Consider the following 19,088-nt stretch of genomic DNA (forward strand, 5'->3'; position numbering starts at 1 on the left):
ATCAATGAAGAAACTAAGAAAACATACCCAGCTAAGTTTATTAAACCCTAAGCGAGCAGGAAGGCCTGCCATTCACGATTCAGGAATCCGTCACACTAAAAGATTCAGGTTGAAAAAACCAAGCTCTCTTCATCTCACTATTAAGGTTAGAGAGAATAAGGCAGATATCCAAAATAAAAGAATTCTGAAGGCCCTTCATAATGCGATTAGGAGGGCAAGGTTGAAGGGATTGAAAATCGTTCATTATACGTTGGAGTATAATCATGTTCATTTGTTAGTGGAGAGTATGGATAATAAGATTCTGCACAAGGGGATGCAGGCCTTTGGGATTACAATTGCTAAGGCCATTAATAAAATTAAGAGAACGAAAGGTGCAGTTTATAAAAATCGTTATCACTTGAGAGTGATTGATTCGCCAAGACAGTTAAAGAATGTTCTTCATTATATTTTTAGTAATGGGATTAAGCATAAGAGGACTAAGTCCCAGATTGATCTATTTAATTCAATGATTGCTGAAGAAAAATTAAATATTTTATACCCGAAAGAAGCAAAAAAGATTTGGGCAGATATTCAAAAAAGTGAGTTTTTAAAGGTCTTCCAAATAGATCTCTATAGGGTTTTGAGTCCGGGAGAGATCTATTTTAAAAGTATAAGTTATCTGACTTGACGTTCAACTAGGGTATTGTAGGCGGCTTCGTATTCAGAAATGATTCGTTTTGTGATCGCTTCGACTGTTTCAATTGCATGAGAAAATTCAATTGAAGGACCAGCAACCCAAACGGTTTTATAAGTCGCTGCGAATGCGGCTTTTTCTACAGCTTTCATTCCTTTATAGTAAGTCAGCATTTTGGCATATTTTTTAATCGATTTATTGTGGTTCAAAAAAGATTCAACAAAATTTTGTTCAGTTCCAATCTTTTTTACATAAGGAGTATTGATAACAGAACATGGGCTTCCTGAAATTTTTGTCGTCATAACGATGTCAGCAGCACCAAAATCAACCACTGCTTGTTTGTATTCTTTTGAAACACCAGATTCTACTGTTGCGATATAAGGAGATCCGATTGAAACACCTTCTGCACCTAGGGCCATAACTGAAAGAAGTCCTGCTCCTGTTCCTACACCACCAGCTGAAATAACTGGAAGCTTTGTTGCTTTCATAAGCATGGGAACAAGGATTGAAGGAGAGATGTTTCCAGCATGTCCGCCGGCACCTGAGTTAACTGCAATCAAAGCATCGGCCCCCAGACTTTCAACTTTTTTCGCGTATTCAACTTCAACAACGTCACAAAGAATTTTTACGCCTAATGGCTTAAGTGCATTGATAACCGCTTCTGGCGACCCAAGTGAAGTGATCACGAATGCTGGTGGATACTTTTTTAAAACTTCCAAATGGTCATTCAAGTGAACATTTGACTTATTTACTATGAGATTAATTCCGAATTTCCCGTTACATTGCGTGCGAAGATCTGACATGGCAGCTTCAAATTCGGCCGGAGTGCGGTAGTTCAGAGAGGGAATGCATCCAATGAAGCCATTTTTATAAGCTTCAATCAGCATTTTATTATTCGATACAAGGAACATGGGAGCGAGAATAATTGGGTACTTAATATCAAAAGTTTTAGTGATCCAAGTTGAAATCATACGATCCTCTTAAGGGGTTTTGCGGTGGGGGTGTCAAAATAATGATAAGAAGTAAGAGAAGAAAAGGATAGAAAATTAGACAAAAGCTACTAAAAGTACCAAACTTTTCTTAATCAAGGATGATTACCGACTAAAGGATTAGATTATGAAAAGTTTTAAAATGGTATCTTTGGCAGTGGCAATGACTGCTATCCCGACTCTTACTACAACAACAGCGTTCGCTGCTGAAAAACAAGTCTACATTTCAATTGATAGAGATGCTCTTAACTTCTCTGAGAAGACATTCGGAAACCGCGTTGAGGAAATTAGTACTCAAGACGGAATCAGTATTATCAAGATCGATGAAGAAGCGATTCCATGGCTTTCAATGTTGATGCATAAAAACTTCAACCGTTGTGGTGGATTCATGCAACATGATGATGAAGCTGATGCGATGGAGCTACTAGCTTCTCAATCAGGTGCTCAATTATTTGCTAAGAACAACACATTTGCTGATTACTCACTTACTCAAGAAGCGATTGTTAAGCCTCTTATTAATGAAGTGAAAGCAGAAAACATTCTAGCGACGATCACTAAACTTTCTTCATTTAAAAATCGTTACTACAAAGGTGAATTTGGAAAAGCATCAGCTGCTTTCATCAAAGAAACTTGGACTGCTCTTGTAAAAAACAGAACAGATGCAACCGTTGAATATTTCCCTCACTCAGCTTGGGATCAACCATCAATTATTCTAACGCTTAAGGGCAAGTCTGATGAGACAATCGTTTTAGGCGGTCACCAGGATTCAATCAATGGGTCTTTTGGTGGAGCAGCAGCAACAGCGCCAGGTGCTGATGACAATGCTTCAGGAATTTCAACAATCACTGAAGTTATCAGAATCCTAGCTGACAGCTCATACCAACCAGAAAAGACAATTAAGTTTATGGCCTATGCAGCAGAAGAAGTTGGTCTATTAGGATCAAAAGAAATTGCAAAAAGCTTTAAGACAAAAGGTGTAAATGTTATTGGTGTAATGCAACTTGATATGACGAACTTCCAGGGAACAAAAGACTTAGATATCGTTATGATGAGAGATTATACTAACGAGCAACAAAACGCTTTCGTTGGAACAATCATTGATAAATATGTCCCAGGTATCAAATGGGGATATGACAAATGTGGATACGGATGTTCTGACCACGCTTCATGGAACGCACAAGGTTATCCAGCTTCTATGCCATTCGAAGCAAGAATGAATGATATGAACCATAACATTCACACTGCAAGAGACACTTTGAGTGTTTCTGGTGGAAACGCTAGCCATGCTGCAAAGTTTGCAAAAATGGCAGTAGCTTTCGTCGTAGAATTAGACCGATAAGACTGTTAGTGATATGATCAGTCGTGAACTACTAAAAAGGAATTTTTATTGAGCACGACTGATTTTCCCGCCCTTCCAGATTATCAAGGAATTCGAAACCTTCTTGATACTGAACGCAAGACCCTCATCAAAATCCATTCTTTCGCAGAAAACGACGACTATCTTCGTACAAATGAAGATGCGGAAATTGTTTTAAACTTCGTTGAAAAAACTCAAACAGCACTTTGGAATGTTTTTAAAACATATCCATCGCTGGTTTCAATCTTCAATACTGAATACGTAAACTTTTACGAATTCCTGCAAAGAGAAAATGTCGTTTCGACAATCTTCGTTGATGACTGCTTAATGCCTGAAAAAGAAATTTTCTTCTTCGGTCAGGATGGGGGACTTGTTCCTGCTGTTCTAGATTTGCATTATGCTGTTTTAAAGAAGTGGGTTGATGGTAAAGAAGTTAACCACGTTGAAACGCAAAAACTTGTTAAAGAAAATTTCAACCTTGAACTTAAAACTTCAAACCTGACTTGTCAGTGTGTGGCCTGTCTTGCTGATTACAGAACTCGCGTTCGTGAAGTGATCTTTGAAGAATGTTCTGCCGCTATTACAGAAACAAAAACTAAGATCGAAGAGCAAATTGCTTCACAAAAAGGTGATGCAATTGCTGACGTAACTGTTATCTACCAAAACATGTTGAGATCCCTTGATAAGAAATTTCAACAAGCACAGTTTCGTTTAAAGAAATCGTCTCTAAATCGTCTTGAATCACAAATTAAAGTGATGACGGAAGAAACATTCACATACCCAAGCGGGCTTGCTAAAGATCACGCTAATAACCTGATCCTTTACTTCCACCGCCATTTATCTGAAGAAGGTCTTTCTCCTGACTTAGTCAGCGATGAAGAGTACCACCGCTTTTTTAAACAACTTTCAAGCAACATCTGGAGACATGAAAAGTACCTGGTTGCTGAATTCAAAAAATTAATTAAATCTATTTTAGTTCTGAAGAGAAAAGATATTTCATCGAACATTCTTCAGGAGTATTTAGGACAGTTCTGGATTCACTCGCACGCGAGAAAAATCCCCCGCAAGATTATTTACCATATGGGGCCTACAAACTCTGGTAAAACTTATCACGCGATCCAAGCTCTAGCTGGCGCTCAAAAAGGCTGCTACCTTGCCCCACTTAGACTTCTAGCTGCCGAGCTTTACGATACGTTAAATGCCAAGGGTGCGAAGACGACTTTACTAACAGGTGAAGAAGTTATCGAAGTTGAAGGTGCAACTCACTATTCATCAACAATCGAGATGGCAAAACTAAACGAAGAGTTTACTTGCGCAGTTATCGATGAAATTCAAATGATCACTGATAAGCAAAGAGGATGGGCGTGGACACGTGCTCTTGTTAACCTTCATGCTTACGAAGTTCATATTTGTGGTGATGGATCAGTATTAAATTTAATTAAGCAGATTACTGAGCTTTGTGGAGATGAACTCGAAGTCAGAAACTATACACGTATGACTGAGTTAGTGGTGGAAGATAAACCTATAACACTTGCTCAACTTCAAAAGAGTGATGCTCTTATCGTTTTTTCTCGTAGAAACGCTCTTAAGTATAAGTACGATCTAGAACAAGTTGGTTTTAAAGTGTCGATCATCTACGGGATGTTATCTCCGGAAGTTCGCCGCGAGCAGGCCCGCAAGTTTGATAAAGGTTTAACTGACGTTATCGTTAGTACAGATGCCATCTCAATGGGTATGAACTTACCGATTAAGAGAATTGTATTTTCGACATTAACAAAACATATCAACTCACAAGAGTATCCGATTACTGCAAGTGAGATTAAGCAGATCGCCGGTCGAGCAGGACGTTTCCAACGCTTCCCTGTCGGTGGTGTTACATGTCTTCAAAAAGTTGAAGATGGTATTGCTGAAATTTCAGACGCATTAACATCGACTCTAGATCAACAAACTCAAAGTATGGTTGGTCCGGATTTAGATATTTTTACAAAAGTTAACAATGCACTATCTAGTAACAATCTTCCAATTCTAAGATTGTCTGAGTTCTTAAGACTCTTCAACACAATGACTTTCACGAAGCCATTTTACTGTGTAGAGCTTAAGGAAATGATCGAGCTTGCTGAAACGGTAGAAGATATCGACAGCAACAATGTTTTATCTTCAGCTGAGATTTTTGGTTTTGCCTGCGCTCCAGTTAACTTAGGTTTATTAGAGCACGTTCAATACTACGTATGGATGCTAAAGAAATACGTAACAGCTGATATTATTAAAAACGAACACATCAACTTCGCTTCAAACGAAATTGATTATCTTGAAACGACTATTAAGTGTGTTGAGTTATACCAATGGTTAGCTCGTCACTTTAACGGCAAAAACTTCGAGTTCGATGAAAAAGATCTTTTAGAAAACAAACTGGCAGCAGTTGATAAACTAAATATTCTACTGTCGGATAAGATCACGCCGTCATGTTCTTCATGTGGGGCCAAACTTCCAGATACAGCGAAATTCGCCATCTGTGAAGAGTGTTTCCAACAAAGACGTTTTACAAGAAGACCACCTATGAATAGAAGAGGTCCTCCTGGAAAAGGCGGCGATAGACCATCGCACTTAGCTTCTGCTGTTGGATCAACGAAAGAAAACTTCCGCCAAGGGAAACCTTCTAAGAAGAGAAAATTCGCTGGAAAGCCTAAGAAGTAGTTATGCACTATCGTGAATATGCCAGACAAATTCTCGAAGGAGAGTCTTTAGAAGATAAACTTCTATCTTCTAAAGACCTCGAGTTCGATGATGTACTCATTCTCTACGAACTTCCAAAAAATCCTGGAAGAACCAACAGACTAGAATTCAATAACGAACAAGTGAAATTCCCTCGTAATACGAGCTTTCACCTGGAAGAAAAAAGAGGCCTTGCTCTTCATTTTTTTGCAAACCATGAGCTGCTTGCAATCGAAATGATGGCCGCAGCTCTACTGATGTATCCCAATACTCCCATGGCCTTTAAGAAAGGTTTAATCAAAACCATTCAGGACGAGCAAAAGCATTTAAAGATGTATATCGCCCGTATGAAAGAGTTTGGAATTGAGTTAGGGGATTTCCCTCTGAATGATTTCTTCTGGCGCTCAATGGAGAAAATGGATACTCCTACGAAGTTTTACGCAGCGATGGCCATGTCATTTGAAGCGGCCAACTTAGACTTCGCTCAATTTTACGAACAAGGCTTCAGGGCCGTTGAAGATTTTAAGACTGCCGATATCATGCGCGTGGTTTTAGAAGATGAAATCTCTCACGTCGCCCTTGGTGCTCACTGGTTAAATCAGTGGAGAGGGAATATGGATTTATGGAATTACTATAAATCTAATCTTCCGGGAGTTATGACTCCAGCAAGGGCGAAGGGAATTCACTTTGATAAAGAAATCAGACTTAAAGCAGGATTAGATCAATCGTTTATCACAAGCCTTGATGAATTCCGTGATGAGTTTAAAGTCACTAACCGCAGAAACTGGTAATGAAAACTTATAAAGTCGATCTCGACTACGAATCCTTTTTATTTGATCCCAACTACACAGAAGACTCAGTCTCAAATCTGAAAATCATCAGAGAGTTTGAGTATATATTTTTCTTAGTGAATCAGGAAAACTGCATTCTAAAGAACGCTCGCGATTATGAGAAAAATTATTTAAATAAACTAAAAGGTTTAGATTTTGTAATTCCACAGCTAGATCCCAGAGCAAAAAATACTGAGAGCTGGTGGGGGAATCGCCATAGTTATTCAATCGAGCAGAATTTAAATTCGAAGATTACTTCGGCTGAACTTGGAAAGAAAAATAACTGGGGATTTTATAAAGGTGCTTTAGCTAAATCGAGCGAAGAAGTCGAAGCGCATATCAAACAATTCCCCGAGTATAAAAATTGGATTATTAAACGTCCTCATAGTTTTAGTGGAATTGGCCATTACCAATTTAATTCAGAAAATATCAATAAGTTCATTATGAATAAAATCATTTTGGGCGAAGTCTTAGTAGAACCTCTTTATAAAAGAGTCTTTGATATCGGAACGACTTTTGTCGTTAAAGATGGAATCATCGAGCGCCAATTCATGGTGGAAAATATCAATTCTGCCAATGGTGGATTCAAAGGTGGAGTAGGTGCCAGCACTCTTGATAAGTTCAAAAAATATATCCTGGAAAAATACTCATACTCACTGGATGAACTAGAGCAAATCACAAAAGAGATTGCAACTAATTATCTGGATATGGGAGCTATCAATAATATTCAAATCGACTCATTCATTTACGAAGAAGATGGTGTTCTAAAACTTTATCCATTAGTAGAAGTGAATTATAGAAAGACGATGGGATTAGTGATTCAAACTCTTGCTGACAAATACCCTGACTGCTCAACTGTTGAGTGGGTCATCAGAACGAAAAAAGAAATTGATGAAGATAAAGAATTTTATACTAGAAGTGAGCTTGTAAGGCTTTCACCAGACGGCACTCACTTCCAGACTTATTTAAAGAGAAACTTGTAATTCAGATTGAACGTATTTTTTGTAAAGCTTGTTAGTTAACTCACCAGCTTCTTCCAGCGATCTTCCGTAAATCACGATTCCATCTTCATGGCCGTGCATACAAAAAACACCAGCATCTTTATTAGAAATGCATTTCATTGTAGCGTGGGCCATTTCGACAGTCCCATAAGGAATGCTGGCACAAGTTTTATCAGATCCATCAGCAAGCATCTGGAGCCAGATTTCATTTGAGTGAATATGAAAAACGGCCTTGATGTTTGAGTTAGCTGCATAAATCGCCGCATGAGTAAGAGCTTCACTTGAAGCTTCAATTGAACCCATCATTTTTATTTTTAAACGGTCAACTTCGTAATCTAAAACGCGAGTGTAGTGAGTCCCGTCTAAATCAGAGTATTTTCCGGTTTGAGTTCCAGTGATCACAAATTGTGGATGAGAGCATTCAGTGAATTCTGAATAATCCTGAACGACTGACATATTTCCAAAACCAACTTTGGCCTCTGGATACTCACCAATTAAGTTCATTTGGTAGAGTTTTTTTCTCCAGTACTCCAAATTTTGGAATTCTGATGCTGCTAAACCGTCACAAGGGGAAAAATTTGACCGGTCGTACTTGATTACTCCGTCATCTATGACTTTCATAAAAATCCTTTATAATTAACTATATGTTTGAAAAACTTATCACAGATTTAAAAAAGAGTCTTCCCGAGTCGCTACGCAAAAAATTAGGCGGAGCAGAAATGGACGATGATGAACTTCAGGAAGAAGAAGGCGAATCAGAAGATTCTGATGCGGCGTCTTCATCTGATGAGGAGAAAAAGAAAAAACGTAACAGCATGATTATTAAAGTAATAATCATTCTGGGAATTGGATACTACGTAGTAGATGAATATGTTTTAAAAACAAGTGAGCCAACGGTCGAAGAACTTTTGGCCAAAGCTCCAAAAAGAAAAAGACCAAAACCAGTGAAACCAGCGGCGGCCGACGCAACTGCAACAACTGCTGATGCTGGAACTGCAACAACAACTCCAGAGACAACTCCAGAAACAGATCCCAATGCAACGACGACAGCACCAGATGTAAATGTCGATGCCTCTTCAGGGATTGCAACGAGTACAGCTGAAGTTCCACCAATTGAAAATGTAAACGTACTTGATAAATCAGCAGAGACATCAACAACAACAACATCGACTCCAACGAGTGAACCAGAGTCACCTCCACTTGTAACGGAAACGAGAGTAGGTGAATCGAATGTTGATCAGAAATTAGATCAGCTGGTAGATAACGTTGAACAAACAGCACCGACGAGTCCGATTGAAGAAATTAAAATTCCTTCTCATACTGAATCACCAACTTCGAGTGAATCAAGTGCACCTTCAATGGCCTCAAAAATTGTCGAAGGGATTACTGAGACTCCACCACCGGCCTATGATCAACTTGGTAGAGGATTAGTTTATAACTGCAAAGATAAATACTGGGCATGCCTTGATAAGCCAGCTTATGTAACTTGTAACAAGAACATGAAGTGGAATAAATCGAAAGGTAATGCTGCTGAATGTGCTGTATCCAACATCTACGGCTCAGAAGAAGACTGTGCTAAAGTTCAAAAATATAATGTGAGTACAAACGCTTCGACAGATATCTGTAATTAAGCAGCGTCTTTTTTGAAATCACCATTGATAACTGAAAGAGTGAAGGTGTCTTCATTCTTACTTTGTTCCTTAGTCATACAACTAATAAACTTTTCAACAATCATTGAATCAAATTGAGTCCCGGCAAATTCACGAAGCTCAGCGAAGGCCACTTCAAAAGGCATTCCTTTACGGTATGGTCTTGTTGATGTCATCGCATCGAATGTGTCGGCGATAAGAATAATTCTAGAGAAGAGTGGAATATCTTCGCCTTTTAATCCTTCCGGATATCCACGACCGTCATAACGTTCATGGTGGTATTTAGCATTGGTGGCCATCTTAGAAAAAATAGGAAAGTCCTGAAGAATCTCAAAGGATTTTGTTGGGTGAAGTTTCATTTCAAGAAACTCTTCATCAGTTAAGCGTGATGGTTTTTTTAAAACAGCATCTGGTACACCGATTTTTCCCAGGTCATGAAATAGAGCAGAGACTTCAAGTTCGTAAATTTCGTCTGCTGATAAATTCATTTCCTTACCAACTGAAACGCATAAATACGCCACTCGCAATGAGTGTCCCCACGTATAGTCATCTTTACACTTAAGAGCACTAAGTAGAGTTTTAATTGATAGTTCGAAATATTCTTTTCTAATTTGTTTAATTGAAGGAGTGTTTTTAATAGCGGATTCAATAGCACGTGACTGCTCTAAAGCAATATTTTCTGCTTTCAATTTTTCATCACGCTTCTCTTTCAAAGCTGATAATTGATATACGTTGTTCTTCTTCGTCATGTTCGCTATTTCCACGTAGAAAGGCCAAAAGGATAGGCCTCTTTCATTTAGTATCGGTCACCTTTGACTTCAACTTTAGAAAGATTGCGAACTTGACCAATTTACAAGGGGATAAAAAAAGATGGCCTTGTTTACCCTGCCCACCTAAGTAGGCAGAACTTTTTTAAATATCTCTTTTTCCCTCCCTATTTTAGAATAGTAGGATCAAGGAGACAGAATGCGAGAGATGGAATGTGTACGACAAAATCCGGCCCAGGATGAGTATTTAAAGAGACTGCTGAAAGAAGCAGGCCTAACGGCTAAGTTTATTTCATGGGAGGATTCAAAAATCTCTAGCAACTCACCATTGTTATTAATGGTGGATGAAGATCATGTAGATGCTCTGATTGAAATCGCCGAAGAGCGCGATTTAAAATTAATCGTAGGGTTAAATGCCAGAAGAGAATTTAAATTAGTTTCTCAGTTGAAAAATCACTTCGATAAAATTTTTGGTTTCATCGATATGTCTCAGGAGATTGATTACAATACTCCTATTTTAAAAAACTATGTAAACATGAATTTTTCAGCGAGTGCAGTAAGTTTAGGTAAACTAGCTTCTGACTTAGATAAAATCCATGAGTTCACAAAAAGTGAATTGTTTAGAGTAAAAGATCTTCACGATAGACTTGTGAAAGTAAGAGTCGACACATTAAAAGGTGTCACTGTTACCAGTAAATTTATGGCCGGAGAAAAAAGCGGTGGTGAATTCTTCGATATGATTCAAACGGATCACAATTTTCTTTTCATCCAGGCCGGAAGTGATAGTTATATTCTTTCTTCACTTATTTTAAATGAAATGGAAGTCTTGAAACTTTCTCTTCCTACAACAAGTGTAAAAGCTCAGAGTGAACACTTTGAAAAAATGATTAAGCACCATGCTTCTGAAACAGGAGCTGAACTCAATTATTGCATCATCAATGTTGATACCAAAACATTGCAAGCTGATTGTCAGTTTCAGGGGAAAGGGTATCTGTACTATCAAAACGACCTGCTTGATTTTTCTCAACCTGTCAGACTAAAGATGAAGCCTTCGGATAAGTTCTATTTGCTGTCACATGGGGCGCTTAAAAATCTTACTGAGCTTAATCCCAATCTTTCAGTTAAAAATTTCTACAAAGAAAATGCAGATAAGAACACTCGTGATCTTATCAATGAATTCTTTTTTGAAGTCTCAAGAAATAAGACCGGGAATTTTTTGATTTATGATGCATTAATGACGGTGATTGAGGTTGAACAAAAAACTCTTTATCAACTTTAATTATTAGTGAGAATGAATGGTGAAGGGTAGATTCCATAGATTAACAAATACACTTGAAAAGGTTAGATGTTTTACCCTATGTGTTTCTATCCTGATACCTTCCCTGCCACTTTCTTTTGCGCAGGCAGCACAAGTTGATTCCCGTGATCAATTGATTCATGCGACTGGACTGCTTTTAACAACTCCCGGTAATGCTGAAGTCGCAAAAAACGTCCTTTCAAAAACCAAAGAAATGTTACGTGATCATGCTACTGATTTTAAATCACCAGAAAATCAAGAAGCGTTGAGGTTATCTGCTCAGGCCTTGAATGTTCATAAAATAAAATCCCTTTTTGATAAATGTATTAACAGTAATTCGCGTGCAAAAGACTTAAGCCAAAGAGTCGTTGAATCTGCAAGTCAGGCGAAACTAGAAATTGACCCTTGCCGCTTTTTTAAGAATCCCACTGAATTAAAAACTCTGGATAAATTTGACCAACAACTTGCAAAACATATGGAAAGCCGAGTGCAAGAGCTGGCACTGGTTCAGAGTCAAAAAAACTTCGCCAGAACATACGCTTACTGGGAAAGAAGAATAGATAATGGGACGGAAACTCAAACACTAAGTGATGTATGTAAAAAAATAGACTGTAGTTTCAAAGAAAAAAAGAATTTGAAAAATGCAGAAGATGAATTTTTAAGTCGCTGGCCTCAAAGTGAAAGAAAAAAGAACCCCGAAGATATCGCTAAAATTCTCAATGAAAAACTAAAGATTGCTCCGGAAAAACGTGACCTCAAGTCACAAGATGAATTACTTCTTTTTACAAAAACTCTAAAAGATAAAAAAGTGATTAGTAAAAAAGATGTCCTGGACGCTCAGACAGAAGTGAAGGGTTTATTAGAAGGCCAGATTCAATCAGTTCGAAATATGAACTTAAAAGAACTCGTGAAAACTAATCCAGCAGCACTGGGAAAAGTTTTATTAGAGAGGCCTGAGCTGACGGCCATTATCTGCAATACCATCAATCAAATTGCTGAAACAGAAGAAGATGAAGCGACATGGAACAAAGTTTATCTTTGGGGTGGGATTATCGTTGGTGGAGCTCTGTTAGTTACAGGAATTGGAGCAGGTGTCGGTGCTGTCGTTTTAAGTGGGACTGCAATGGCCGGAACATTAGTTACGGTCGCCACAGCTTCTGCCATTGCCGGTACGGCCATTGGGGTAGGAGACACGCTTTATTCCGGTAATAAATCCATTCAGGCCAGCAATGAAGCTTTGGCCTTAAGAGCAAGTTTAATCAGTCGCAATGGTGATAAGCAAACAAGTGTCGAGGCCGATGAAAAAATGGAAGAGGCATGGAGTGAACTTACTTCAGCAGGGATTGGAGCTGTCAGCATCATTCCTTTTGGGACCATTTGGAAAGTCATGAACAAGACGGCCCAGGTTTCAAGAGTAGGAAGTCTTGCTAAAGTTGAAAGCATGGCCATGAAAGATAAAACAGAGGCCATTAAAAGTTTAGGAAAAACGATTCGCGAACTCAATGACCCGCAAATGGAAAAGATTTTAATCAACGCCAGATCACAAGTGACAGATGAAGAGTATGGATCTTTCCTGGGACAATTATCTCAGCTCAATCCAGATCAGCGCCTTTTGGTCATGACTCGCATGAAGGCCCATCCTGAGAAAGTAAGCGAGGCCATTAGAAAAGGTGCGGAAAATGGTAAGGAGCTTTGCCAATGAAAAATAAAATTTTTTTCCTGATCGCTCTTTCACTTTTTTCATTCAAGTGTTTTTCATTTGATAATTACTACAAGATGCTTGGTGTTCCCGAAAACGCCAGCGCTGAAGATATCAAAAAAGGTTATCGTAAGATGGCGATGAAATATCATCCTGATAGAAATGCAGGAAGTATTGTCGCGGGAGAAATTTTTAAGAAAGTTCAAGGTGCTTATGAAGTGCTATCTGATTCATCAAAAAGAGCAGCATTTGATAAACAATTGCGAATGCAACCAAAGGCACAACCTAAAGCTGCTGCTGCCAAAGAAGCGCCAACAAGTACTGCGAGTAAGGCACAAAAGTACACTTGGGAAAGTTTTGATGAAAAACCAAATGTAAAACCACAACCAAAACAACAAGAAAAAGCGAAAGAGCAAACAGCAGAAGCTAGACCAGAGGCCAAAACAGAAACGAGGCCAGAGCCTAAGGCGGAAGCAAGAGCAGAAGTAAAACCTACTCCTGAAGCCCCTGTAACAGATGTAAAGACAGCATCTAAGGTCGAAGCATCAGTCTTAAATCCTGTGCCTGAAAAAGCACCAGTTCGTAATCCAAAACTTGATTTGTACAAGACAGCTCCAAGTTGTAGTAAAGGTTTTCTTGGAACGGTAATCGATACTCTCATTTAATCAGTAAGTATGACTTATTGTAATGTCGCATTTATGACCATTAAAGCGGCCACTTTCTCCATTCTTTGCTCAACCTATAGTTTTATAACCAATCGAAAGTCTTCATATATACAGCTATTAAATTAGAACTTCGACCCTAAATATATATTTACTTATAAATAGATATTTTTAACCGATGAACAACTATGAAAATAAGCTTAAAAATTCTTCTCATAATTGTAACCATCCTGGCACTCGCTTCGTGTTCAGCGAAAAAAACTGCGAATCAAAAATTCAGTTTTAAGGTTGCTGCGCTTCAAACAGGACTTGCACTAAATGGTGGAAGTTTTGTTCGCGCGATTAATGCTTCATCAAGCACACTGATAAAATTAGATGCAAATGACTCTGCTGAATTTGAACAAGGAGTTTGGGAATTTCAAACTGTGAGTTTTGAAGGACCAAGCGCTTATGCTGGAAGAAGATTTTGTGGAAGAGTCGTTGGAGTTAATTTAAATGAAGCTCAAAAAGATATCGCTTTAAATATTTCAGAAGCTAATTGTTATGTAGAACCATTTTTATCTTTAATGACTCTGATTAATACTAGTTTTAATGCCACTAATTTCCTTACGATCTCGGCGATCTCTCCAAAGTCAGGGGCCGTTGCCGGTGGAGCAACTGTTACGATTACAGGCTCAGGATTTGTAAATGGACCAGTTGTTAATATCGGTGGAAATATTTGTACAGGAGTTTCTGTAACAAATAGTACAACGCTTACATGTATGCTTCCTTCTCATGCTCTTGGAGCAGTGACCGTTACTGTAACGAATCCCGATTCACAAACAACAAGTGCAGCTAATTTTTTTACTTATAAAGTCAGACCCTCTATTACAAATCTTACTCCCTCTACAGGTCCAATCGCAGGTGGAACGTCTGTTACGATTACGGGGACAGGTTTTGTGGCCGGAGCAACTGTTACATTCGGTGGAAATCAATGTTCAGTCCCGATTGCGACAAGCTCAACTAGCATCACATGTACGACTCCTTCTTTTCCAGCTGGCCCGGTTGATGTGATTGTGACAAATCCAGATAATCAAATCAGTACTGCAATCACGTTTACTTATTTACCAGTGCCTATGATTAGTAGTATTACACCAAACTATGGTTCAACTAGTGGTGGAACAAGTATCACTATTTCTGGAACTGGATTTACATCTGTTTCAAGTTTAACTATTGGCGGTTCTGTATGTAACACCGTCGTTGTGGTGAATCCGAACCAAATAACTTGTACAACCATTGCTCATGCAGCTGGATTATTCGATACCATAATTACAAGTAACGATGGGCAAACATCAACTTTTGCCAGCTCCTTTACTTTTAATCCTCCTCCAGCTGTATCAAGTCTTGATAAAAACTCCGGCCCATTGGCAGGAGGACAATTAATTACGATAAATGGTTCTGGATTTGTAAATGGAACTGCTGTTGAAATTGGTGGAATACCATGTGTTGGAATAAGTTTCATTAATTCTACGACTCTAACATGTACGCCGGCATCGAATAGTGCTGGTCCAAAAACATTAATCGTCACGAATCCTGATACTCAATTTAATAGCTACCCAAATTTTTACATTTATAAGCCACCATTCGTATCGACATGGCAAACCGATGCTCCAAGTGAAAGTATCACTCTTCCTTTGGTTGGAGGTCTTAACTACAACTTCATCGTCGATTGGGGTGATGGTTCACCAAACAACTCAGTTACCGCTTATACGACACCGACTCATACATATGCTAATGCCGGAACTTATACTGTGACTATCAATGGAACTTTAGAAGGCTGGAGTTTTGCCAACACTGGTTCAAAATTAAATATTAAGAGTGTTGTAGATCTTGGTGATATGGGATGGAAAAATTTAAGTTTAGCATTCTATGGATGTACTAATTTAACATCTTTCGCTGGTGGGGTTACTACAAATGTAACGGACATGAGTGGAATGTTTAAAGGGGCAACTTCGCTAACAAATTTAAATGTCTCATCATTCAATACAACGAACGTTACAAATATGAATAATATGTTTTATGGCCTTTCATCACTGGCTACAATAAATCTATCAGGATTTAATACTTCGAATGTCACTAATATGTCGTATATGTTTTACGGTTCAACGTATCTAACTTCGGTAAATGTTTCTTCATTTAATACTTCTAATGTAACAAATATGTCCTTTATGTTTGGACATACAAATATTTTACCATCCCTGAGTGTGGCCAATTTCAATACTTCAAATGTTACAGACATGACAAATATGTTTGAGCAGGCTTCACAATTAACAAGTTTAGATTTATCAAATTTTGATACTACGAATGTTACAAGCATGTCGAACATGTTTAATAATGCTTACTCTATGACGACTTTAAATGTTTCAAGTTTTAATACAGCTAACGTGACAACTATGTTTCAAATGTTTGCCAATATGGGACAGTTGACAAGTCTGAATGTTGGAAGTTTTAATACTGCGAAAGTGACAACTATGCAGGGGATGTTTGATGGCGCTTCAAAAGTAACAACTCTTAATCTATCAAATTTTAATACTTCATTAGTAACAAATATGTCTCGCATGTTTTACGGTACGGCCTACTTAACAAGTTTAAATACTACTGGATGGGATCTTGGTTTAGCGCCAACAAGTGTAGATATCTTCACTAATAAAAACCCAGGACTGGTTGTCTCTTGTGATATCGGTGGAACACCTGGAACGGGAACATTCTTTGCTTTAGCGTGTGCTCCATAAAAAAAGGCTCCCGAAGGAGCCTTTAAAATTATACAGCTTTAAAAGCTTCTTCTAAATCTTCAATTAAATCCTGAACGTGCTCAATCCCAACCGATAATCTAATTAAGTTATCAGTAAGACCAATTGATTCACGAACCTTCTTCGGAACAGAAGCGTGAGTCATGATCGCCGGATGCTCAATTAAACTCTCAACACCACCAAGACTTTCAGCAAGAGCAAAAAGTTTAACAGTAGATAAGAACTTATTTGATTTTTTAATGTCGCCCTTTAAGAAGAAAGTAATCATCCCGCCAAATCCAAGCATTTGCTTTTCAGCAATCTCGTATTGTGGATGTGACTTAAGACCAGGATAAACAACTCTCTCAACTTTTGGATGATTTTCTAAATACTCAGCAATGATCATCGCGTTCTTCGCGTGAGCTTCCATTCTTACTGCAAGAGTTTTTAATCCTCTTAGCACAAGCCATGAATCAAACGGTGAGTGGCAAGGGCCAATCGAGTTGTGAAGTGTGAAGAGTTTCTTTCTCGCTTCATCATCATTCATCATAATACATCCACCAACCGCATCACTGTGGCCGTTAAGATATTTCGTCATCGAGTGAAGAACAAAGTCAGCTCCAAGAACTAAAGGGTTCTGGAAGTATGGACTCATGAAAGTGTTATCAACAACAACCAGTGCTTTTGCTTTTTTAGCAATTTCAGATACTGCTACGATATCAGTAATTTTTAAAAGTGGGTTCGTTGGAGTTTCAAGCCAGATCATTGCCGGTTTGAATTCTTTCACGGCTTTTTCTACAGCTTTAGCATTCGTCGTATCGATGAATTTAAAGTTGTGCATATCCTGGAAGATCGTTGTGAACAGGCGGTAAGTTCCACCGTAAACATCGTCACCACAAATAATGTTTGATCCCGCTGGAAGATAATGCATTAAAAGCATTTCTGCTGATAATCCAGAAGCTGTCACCACACAGTGCTTAGCTTGCTCTAGAGACGCCAGACACTCTTCTAAGCGTGTACGAGTAGGGTTGTGAGAACGTGTGTACTCATAACCTTTGTGGACACCAGGAGCAGACTGAACGTAAGTCGATGTCTGGTAAATTGGAGGCATGATTGCTCCAGTTACCGGATCCGGTTCTCCACCAACGTGGATTGTTCTTGTCGCGATATCATGGCCAGAGTTTTTAAATCTTACCTTAGCAGCTGCCTTTGGAGCTATTTTTGGTGCAGCTTTTGCTGGAGCTTTTTTTGCGGGGGCTTTTTTTGTTGTAACTTTTTTTGCCATAACTTCCTACATGTTCTCGCGTTTAGCGATGTAATTTAAAATATCAATATTTGTCAGTAGATTAACCGGTTGCCCTTTATCAGTTACGATTACAACATCTTTTTTAAGAAGTGAATCAGCAACGTTTGCTAAAAGATCGTTAATATCTACAACTTTGTATTTGTTTGTGTAAGCAAGAGACACTGAATCACTAAGCGAGAATTCCCCGTTAAATAGTGGCTTCAATAATCCTGTTTCACTCAATACACCTTTAATCACACCTTCTGCGATAACTGGAAGTTGAGAAACACTTTTTTGCTCCATCACTTTTACAGCTTCACCGATTGTTGCGTGGTCAGTAATCGAGATCACTTGATTGTTCACTTTTCCAAGGTCAACCAGTAGGTCTTTAATGATTACGTTGAAAGATGAATCGATATACCCTTTTGACATCATCCACTCATCGTTGAAGATCTTCGATGTGTATCTGTTTCCTGAGTCAGGAAGGATAACGAGAATTTTCTTTGGTTCTTTTAGAGTCTTTGCGTATTTAAGTGCGCCAACAACAGCTGATCCACCAGATCCACCAGTGTAAATCCCTTCTTGTTTTAATAGAGCACGTGCCATAAGGAATGATTCCTTATCACCAACAACGACCCAATCATCAATCACTTTAAAGTCATAGTTTTCTGGAATGAAGTCTTCTCCGATTCCTTCTACAACGTATGAGCGAGCTCCTGACATATCACCTGTGCGCGCGAACTGAGCAACAATTGACCCTTCAACGTCAACACCAACTGTCGTCAGTTTTGGCATTTTTGTTTTTAGGTAAGTTGAAATACCAGTAATCGTTCCACCAGTACCAACACCGGCCATAAATACATCGAAGTCACCTTTAGTTTGTTCGAAAATTTCCGGGCCTGTAGTTGCGATGTGAGTTTCACGGTTCCAAAGGTTGTCGTATTGATTCACGTAGTACGAATTAGGAATTGTTTCAGCAAGACGTTTTGAAACTGAGTAGTACGATCTAGGATCGTCCGGCTCAACATCAGTCGGGCACACAACAACTTTTGCACCAAATGATTTTAAGTTGTTCACTTTTTCAACTGATTGTTTATCGGCCATAACGAAAATACATTTGTATCCGTGTACAGCTGCCCACATCGCCAGACCTACACCAGTGTTACCCGATGTTCCTTCGATGATTGTTCCACCTGGTTTTAGTTTCCCAGCGGCAATCGCTCTATCCATGATAAATCCACCGATACGATCTTTAGAAGATCCACCTGGGTTCATGTATTCAAGCTTAACGTAAATTTCTGAATCTACACCTGTCGTTACTTTGTTAAGTTTAACGATCGGGGTCCATCCAATGGCATCAATGATGTCTTTCTTCGCACCTGTCATCATAAAATATTCT

15 protein-coding genes are annotated in these 19,088 nt (G+C 38.7%); 10 read left to right on the forward strand and 5 right to left on the reverse strand.

Translation table 11 applies throughout. From position 1 onward, the window contains the following. Positions 1 to 4 precede the first annotated feature (4 nt). Positions 5 to 667 (forward strand): transposase, encoded by a 663-nt coding sequence (locus SHI21_RS03375; protein WP_323574709.1) that lies wholly within the window; start codon positions 5 to 7, stop codon positions 665 to 667. Here SHI21_RS03375 and SHI21_RS03380 read toward each other — a convergent pair. Then, positions 655 to 1,644: an NAD(P)H-dependent flavin oxidoreductase gene (locus SHI21_RS03380; protein ID WP_323574710.1), complete on the reverse strand. Its 990-nt coding sequence runs from the start codon at positions 1,642 to 1,644 to the stop codon at positions 655 to 657. The two genes, SHI21_RS03375 and SHI21_RS03380, sit on opposite strands and share 13 nt — an antisense overlap. A gap of 145 nt (positions 1,645 to 1,789) precedes the next feature. On the opposite strand from SHI21_RS03380, the gene SHI21_RS03385 reads away from it, so the two are divergent. From SHI21_RS03385 to SHI21_RS03400, 4 genes are read left to right on the forward strand one after another with little or no spacing between them, the layout of a single operon-like run. Next, entirely contained in the window at positions 1,790 to 3,001 is a 1,212-nt protein-coding gene (locus SHI21_RS03385; RefSeq protein WP_323574711.1) for a M20/M25/M40 family metallo-hydrolase, read from the forward strand. 48 nt (positions 3,002 to 3,049) lie between these two features. Further along, a complete protein-coding gene (locus SHI21_RS03390) occupies positions 3,050 to 5,713 on the forward strand; it encodes a helicase-related protein (protein ID WP_323574712.1) in 2,664 nt (887 codons plus the stop codon). Between the two features lie 2 nt (positions 5,714 to 5,715). Further along, positions 5,716 to 6,522, forward strand: coding sequence for a ferritin-like domain-containing protein (locus SHI21_RS03395; protein WP_323574713.1), 807 nt, complete (start codon positions 5,716 to 5,718; stop codon positions 6,520 to 6,522). Beyond that, positions 6,522 to 7,544 (forward strand): hypothetical protein, encoded by a 1,023-nt coding sequence (locus SHI21_RS03400; protein ID WP_323574714.1) that lies wholly within the window; start codon positions 6,522 to 6,524, stop codon positions 7,542 to 7,544. The genes SHI21_RS03395 and SHI21_RS03400 overlap by 1 nt, the downstream gene beginning before the upstream one ends. Here the strand turns inward: SHI21_RS03400 and SHI21_RS03405 are convergent. After that, a complete protein-coding gene (locus SHI21_RS03405; RefSeq protein WP_323574715.1) occupies positions 7,527 to 8,183 on the reverse strand; it encodes a class II aldolase/adducin family protein in 657 nt (218 codons plus the stop codon). The genes SHI21_RS03400 and SHI21_RS03405 overlap by 18 nt on opposite strands. A gap of 23 nt (positions 8,184 to 8,206) precedes the next feature. Here SHI21_RS03405 and SHI21_RS03410 point away from each other — a divergent pair, with 23 nt between their 5' ends. Then, entirely contained in the window at positions 8,207 to 9,193 is a 987-nt protein-coding gene (locus SHI21_RS03410) for a hypothetical protein (protein WP_323574716.1), read from the forward strand. Here SHI21_RS03410 and SHI21_RS03415 read toward each other — a convergent pair. Continuing rightward, positions 9,190 to 9,960, reverse strand: coding sequence for an HD-GYP domain-containing protein (locus SHI21_RS03415; protein WP_323574717.1), 771 nt, complete (start codon positions 9,958 to 9,960; stop codon positions 9,190 to 9,192). The genes SHI21_RS03410 and SHI21_RS03415 overlap by 4 nt on opposite strands. A gap of 226 nt (positions 9,961 to 10,186) precedes the next feature. On the opposite strand from SHI21_RS03415, the gene SHI21_RS03420 reads away from it, so the two are divergent. From SHI21_RS03420 to SHI21_RS03435, 4 genes are all read left to right on the forward strand, one after another. Next, positions 10,187 to 11,257, forward strand: a complete 1,071-nt coding sequence (locus tag SHI21_RS03420; RefSeq protein ID WP_323574718.1) for a hypothetical protein — start codon at positions 10,187 to 10,189, stop codon at positions 11,255 to 11,257. A 16-nt stretch (positions 11,258 to 11,273) separates the two neighbouring features. Next, entirely contained in the window at positions 11,274 to 12,977 is a 1,704-nt protein-coding gene (locus SHI21_RS03425; protein WP_323574719.1) for a hypothetical protein, read from the forward strand. Further along, complete coding sequence (locus tag SHI21_RS03430) at positions 12,974 to 13,639, forward strand: DnaJ domain-containing protein (RefSeq protein WP_323574720.1); 666 nt, start codon at positions 12,974 to 12,976, stop codon at positions 13,637 to 13,639. Before SHI21_RS03425 ends, SHI21_RS03430 begins: the two co-directional genes overlap by 4 nt. Positions 13,640 to 13,824: 185 nt before the next feature. Next, positions 13,825 to 16,407 carry an IPT/TIG domain-containing protein gene (locus tag SHI21_RS03435; protein ID WP_323574721.1) on the forward strand — a complete coding sequence of 861 codons (2,583 nt, stop codon included), beginning with the start codon at positions 13,825 to 13,827 and terminating at the stop codon, positions 16,405 to 16,407. 28 nt (positions 16,408 to 16,435) lie between these two features. Here SHI21_RS03435 and SHI21_RS03440 read toward each other — a convergent pair whose 3' ends face one another. Both SHI21_RS03440 and SHI21_RS03445 read right to left on the reverse strand, forming a co-directional pair. Continuing rightward, a complete protein-coding gene (locus SHI21_RS03440) occupies positions 16,436 to 17,689 on the reverse strand; it encodes a trans-sulfuration enzyme family protein (protein ID WP_323574722.1) in 1,254 nt (417 codons plus the stop codon). A 6-nt stretch (positions 17,690 to 17,695) separates the two neighbouring features. Further along, entirely contained in the window at positions 17,696 to 19,078 is a 1,383-nt protein-coding gene (locus SHI21_RS03445) for a pyridoxal-phosphate dependent enzyme (protein WP_323574723.1), read from the reverse strand. Positions 19,079 to 19,088 lie beyond the last annotated feature (10 nt).

This window comes from Bacteriovorax sp. PP10 (genome assembly GCF_035013165.1).
GTDB lineage: Bacteria > Bdellovibrionota > Bacteriovoracia > Bacteriovoracales > Bacteriovoracaceae > Bacteriovorax > Bacteriovorax antarcticus.

What these genes read in the sequence shown, in the direction of transcription:
- SHI21_RS03375 (WP_323574709.1), top strand. Translation starts at nt 5, where the DNA reads ATGAAGAAACTAAGAAAACATACCCAGCTAAGTTTATTAAACCCTAAG.
- SHI21_RS03380 (WP_323574710.1), bottom strand. Translation starts at nt 1,644, where the DNA reads ATGATTTCAACTTGGATCACTAAAACTTTTGATATTAAGTACCCAATT.
- SHI21_RS03385 (WP_323574711.1), top strand. Translation starts at nt 1,790, where the DNA reads ATGAAAAGTTTTAAAATGGTATCTTTGGCAGTGGCAATGACTGCTATC.
- SHI21_RS03395 (WP_323574713.1), top strand. Translation starts at nt 5,716, where the DNA reads ATGCACTATCGTGAATATGCCAGACAAATTCTCGAAGGAGAGTCTTTA.
- SHI21_RS03400 (WP_323574714.1), top strand. Translation starts at nt 6,522, where the DNA reads ATGAAAACTTATAAAGTCGATCTCGACTACGAATCCTTTTTATTTGAT.
- SHI21_RS03405 (WP_323574715.1), bottom strand. Translation starts at nt 8,183, where the DNA reads ATGAAAGTCATAGATGACGGAGTAATCAAGTACGACCGGTCAAATTTT.
- SHI21_RS03410 (WP_323574716.1), top strand. Translation starts at nt 8,207, where the DNA reads ATGTTTGAAAAACTTATCACAGATTTAAAAAAGAGTCTTCCCGAGTCG.
- SHI21_RS03415 (WP_323574717.1), bottom strand. Translation starts at nt 9,960, where the DNA reads ATGACGAAGAAGAACAACGTATATCAATTATCAGCTTTGAAAGAGAAG.
- SHI21_RS03420 (WP_323574718.1), top strand. Translation starts at nt 10,187, where the DNA reads ATGGAATGTGTACGACAAAATCCGGCCCAGGATGAGTATTTAAAGAGA.
- SHI21_RS03425 (WP_323574719.1), top strand. Translation starts at nt 11,274, where the DNA reads ATGGTGAAGGGTAGATTCCATAGATTAACAAATACACTTGAAAAGGTT.
- SHI21_RS03430 (WP_323574720.1), top strand. Translation starts at nt 12,974, where the DNA reads ATGAAAAATAAAATTTTTTTCCTGATCGCTCTTTCACTTTTTTCATTC.
- SHI21_RS03435 (WP_323574721.1), top strand. Translation starts at nt 13,825, where the DNA reads ATGAAAATAAGCTTAAAAATTCTTCTCATAATTGTAACCATCCTGGCA.
- SHI21_RS03440 (WP_323574722.1), bottom strand. Translation starts at nt 17,689, where the DNA reads ATGGCAAAAAAAGTTACAACAAAAAAAGCCCCCGCAAAAAAAGCTCCA.
- SHI21_RS03445 (WP_323574723.1), bottom strand. Translation starts at nt 19,078, where the DNA reads ATGATGACAGGTGCGAAGAAAGACATCATTGATGCCATTGGATGGACC.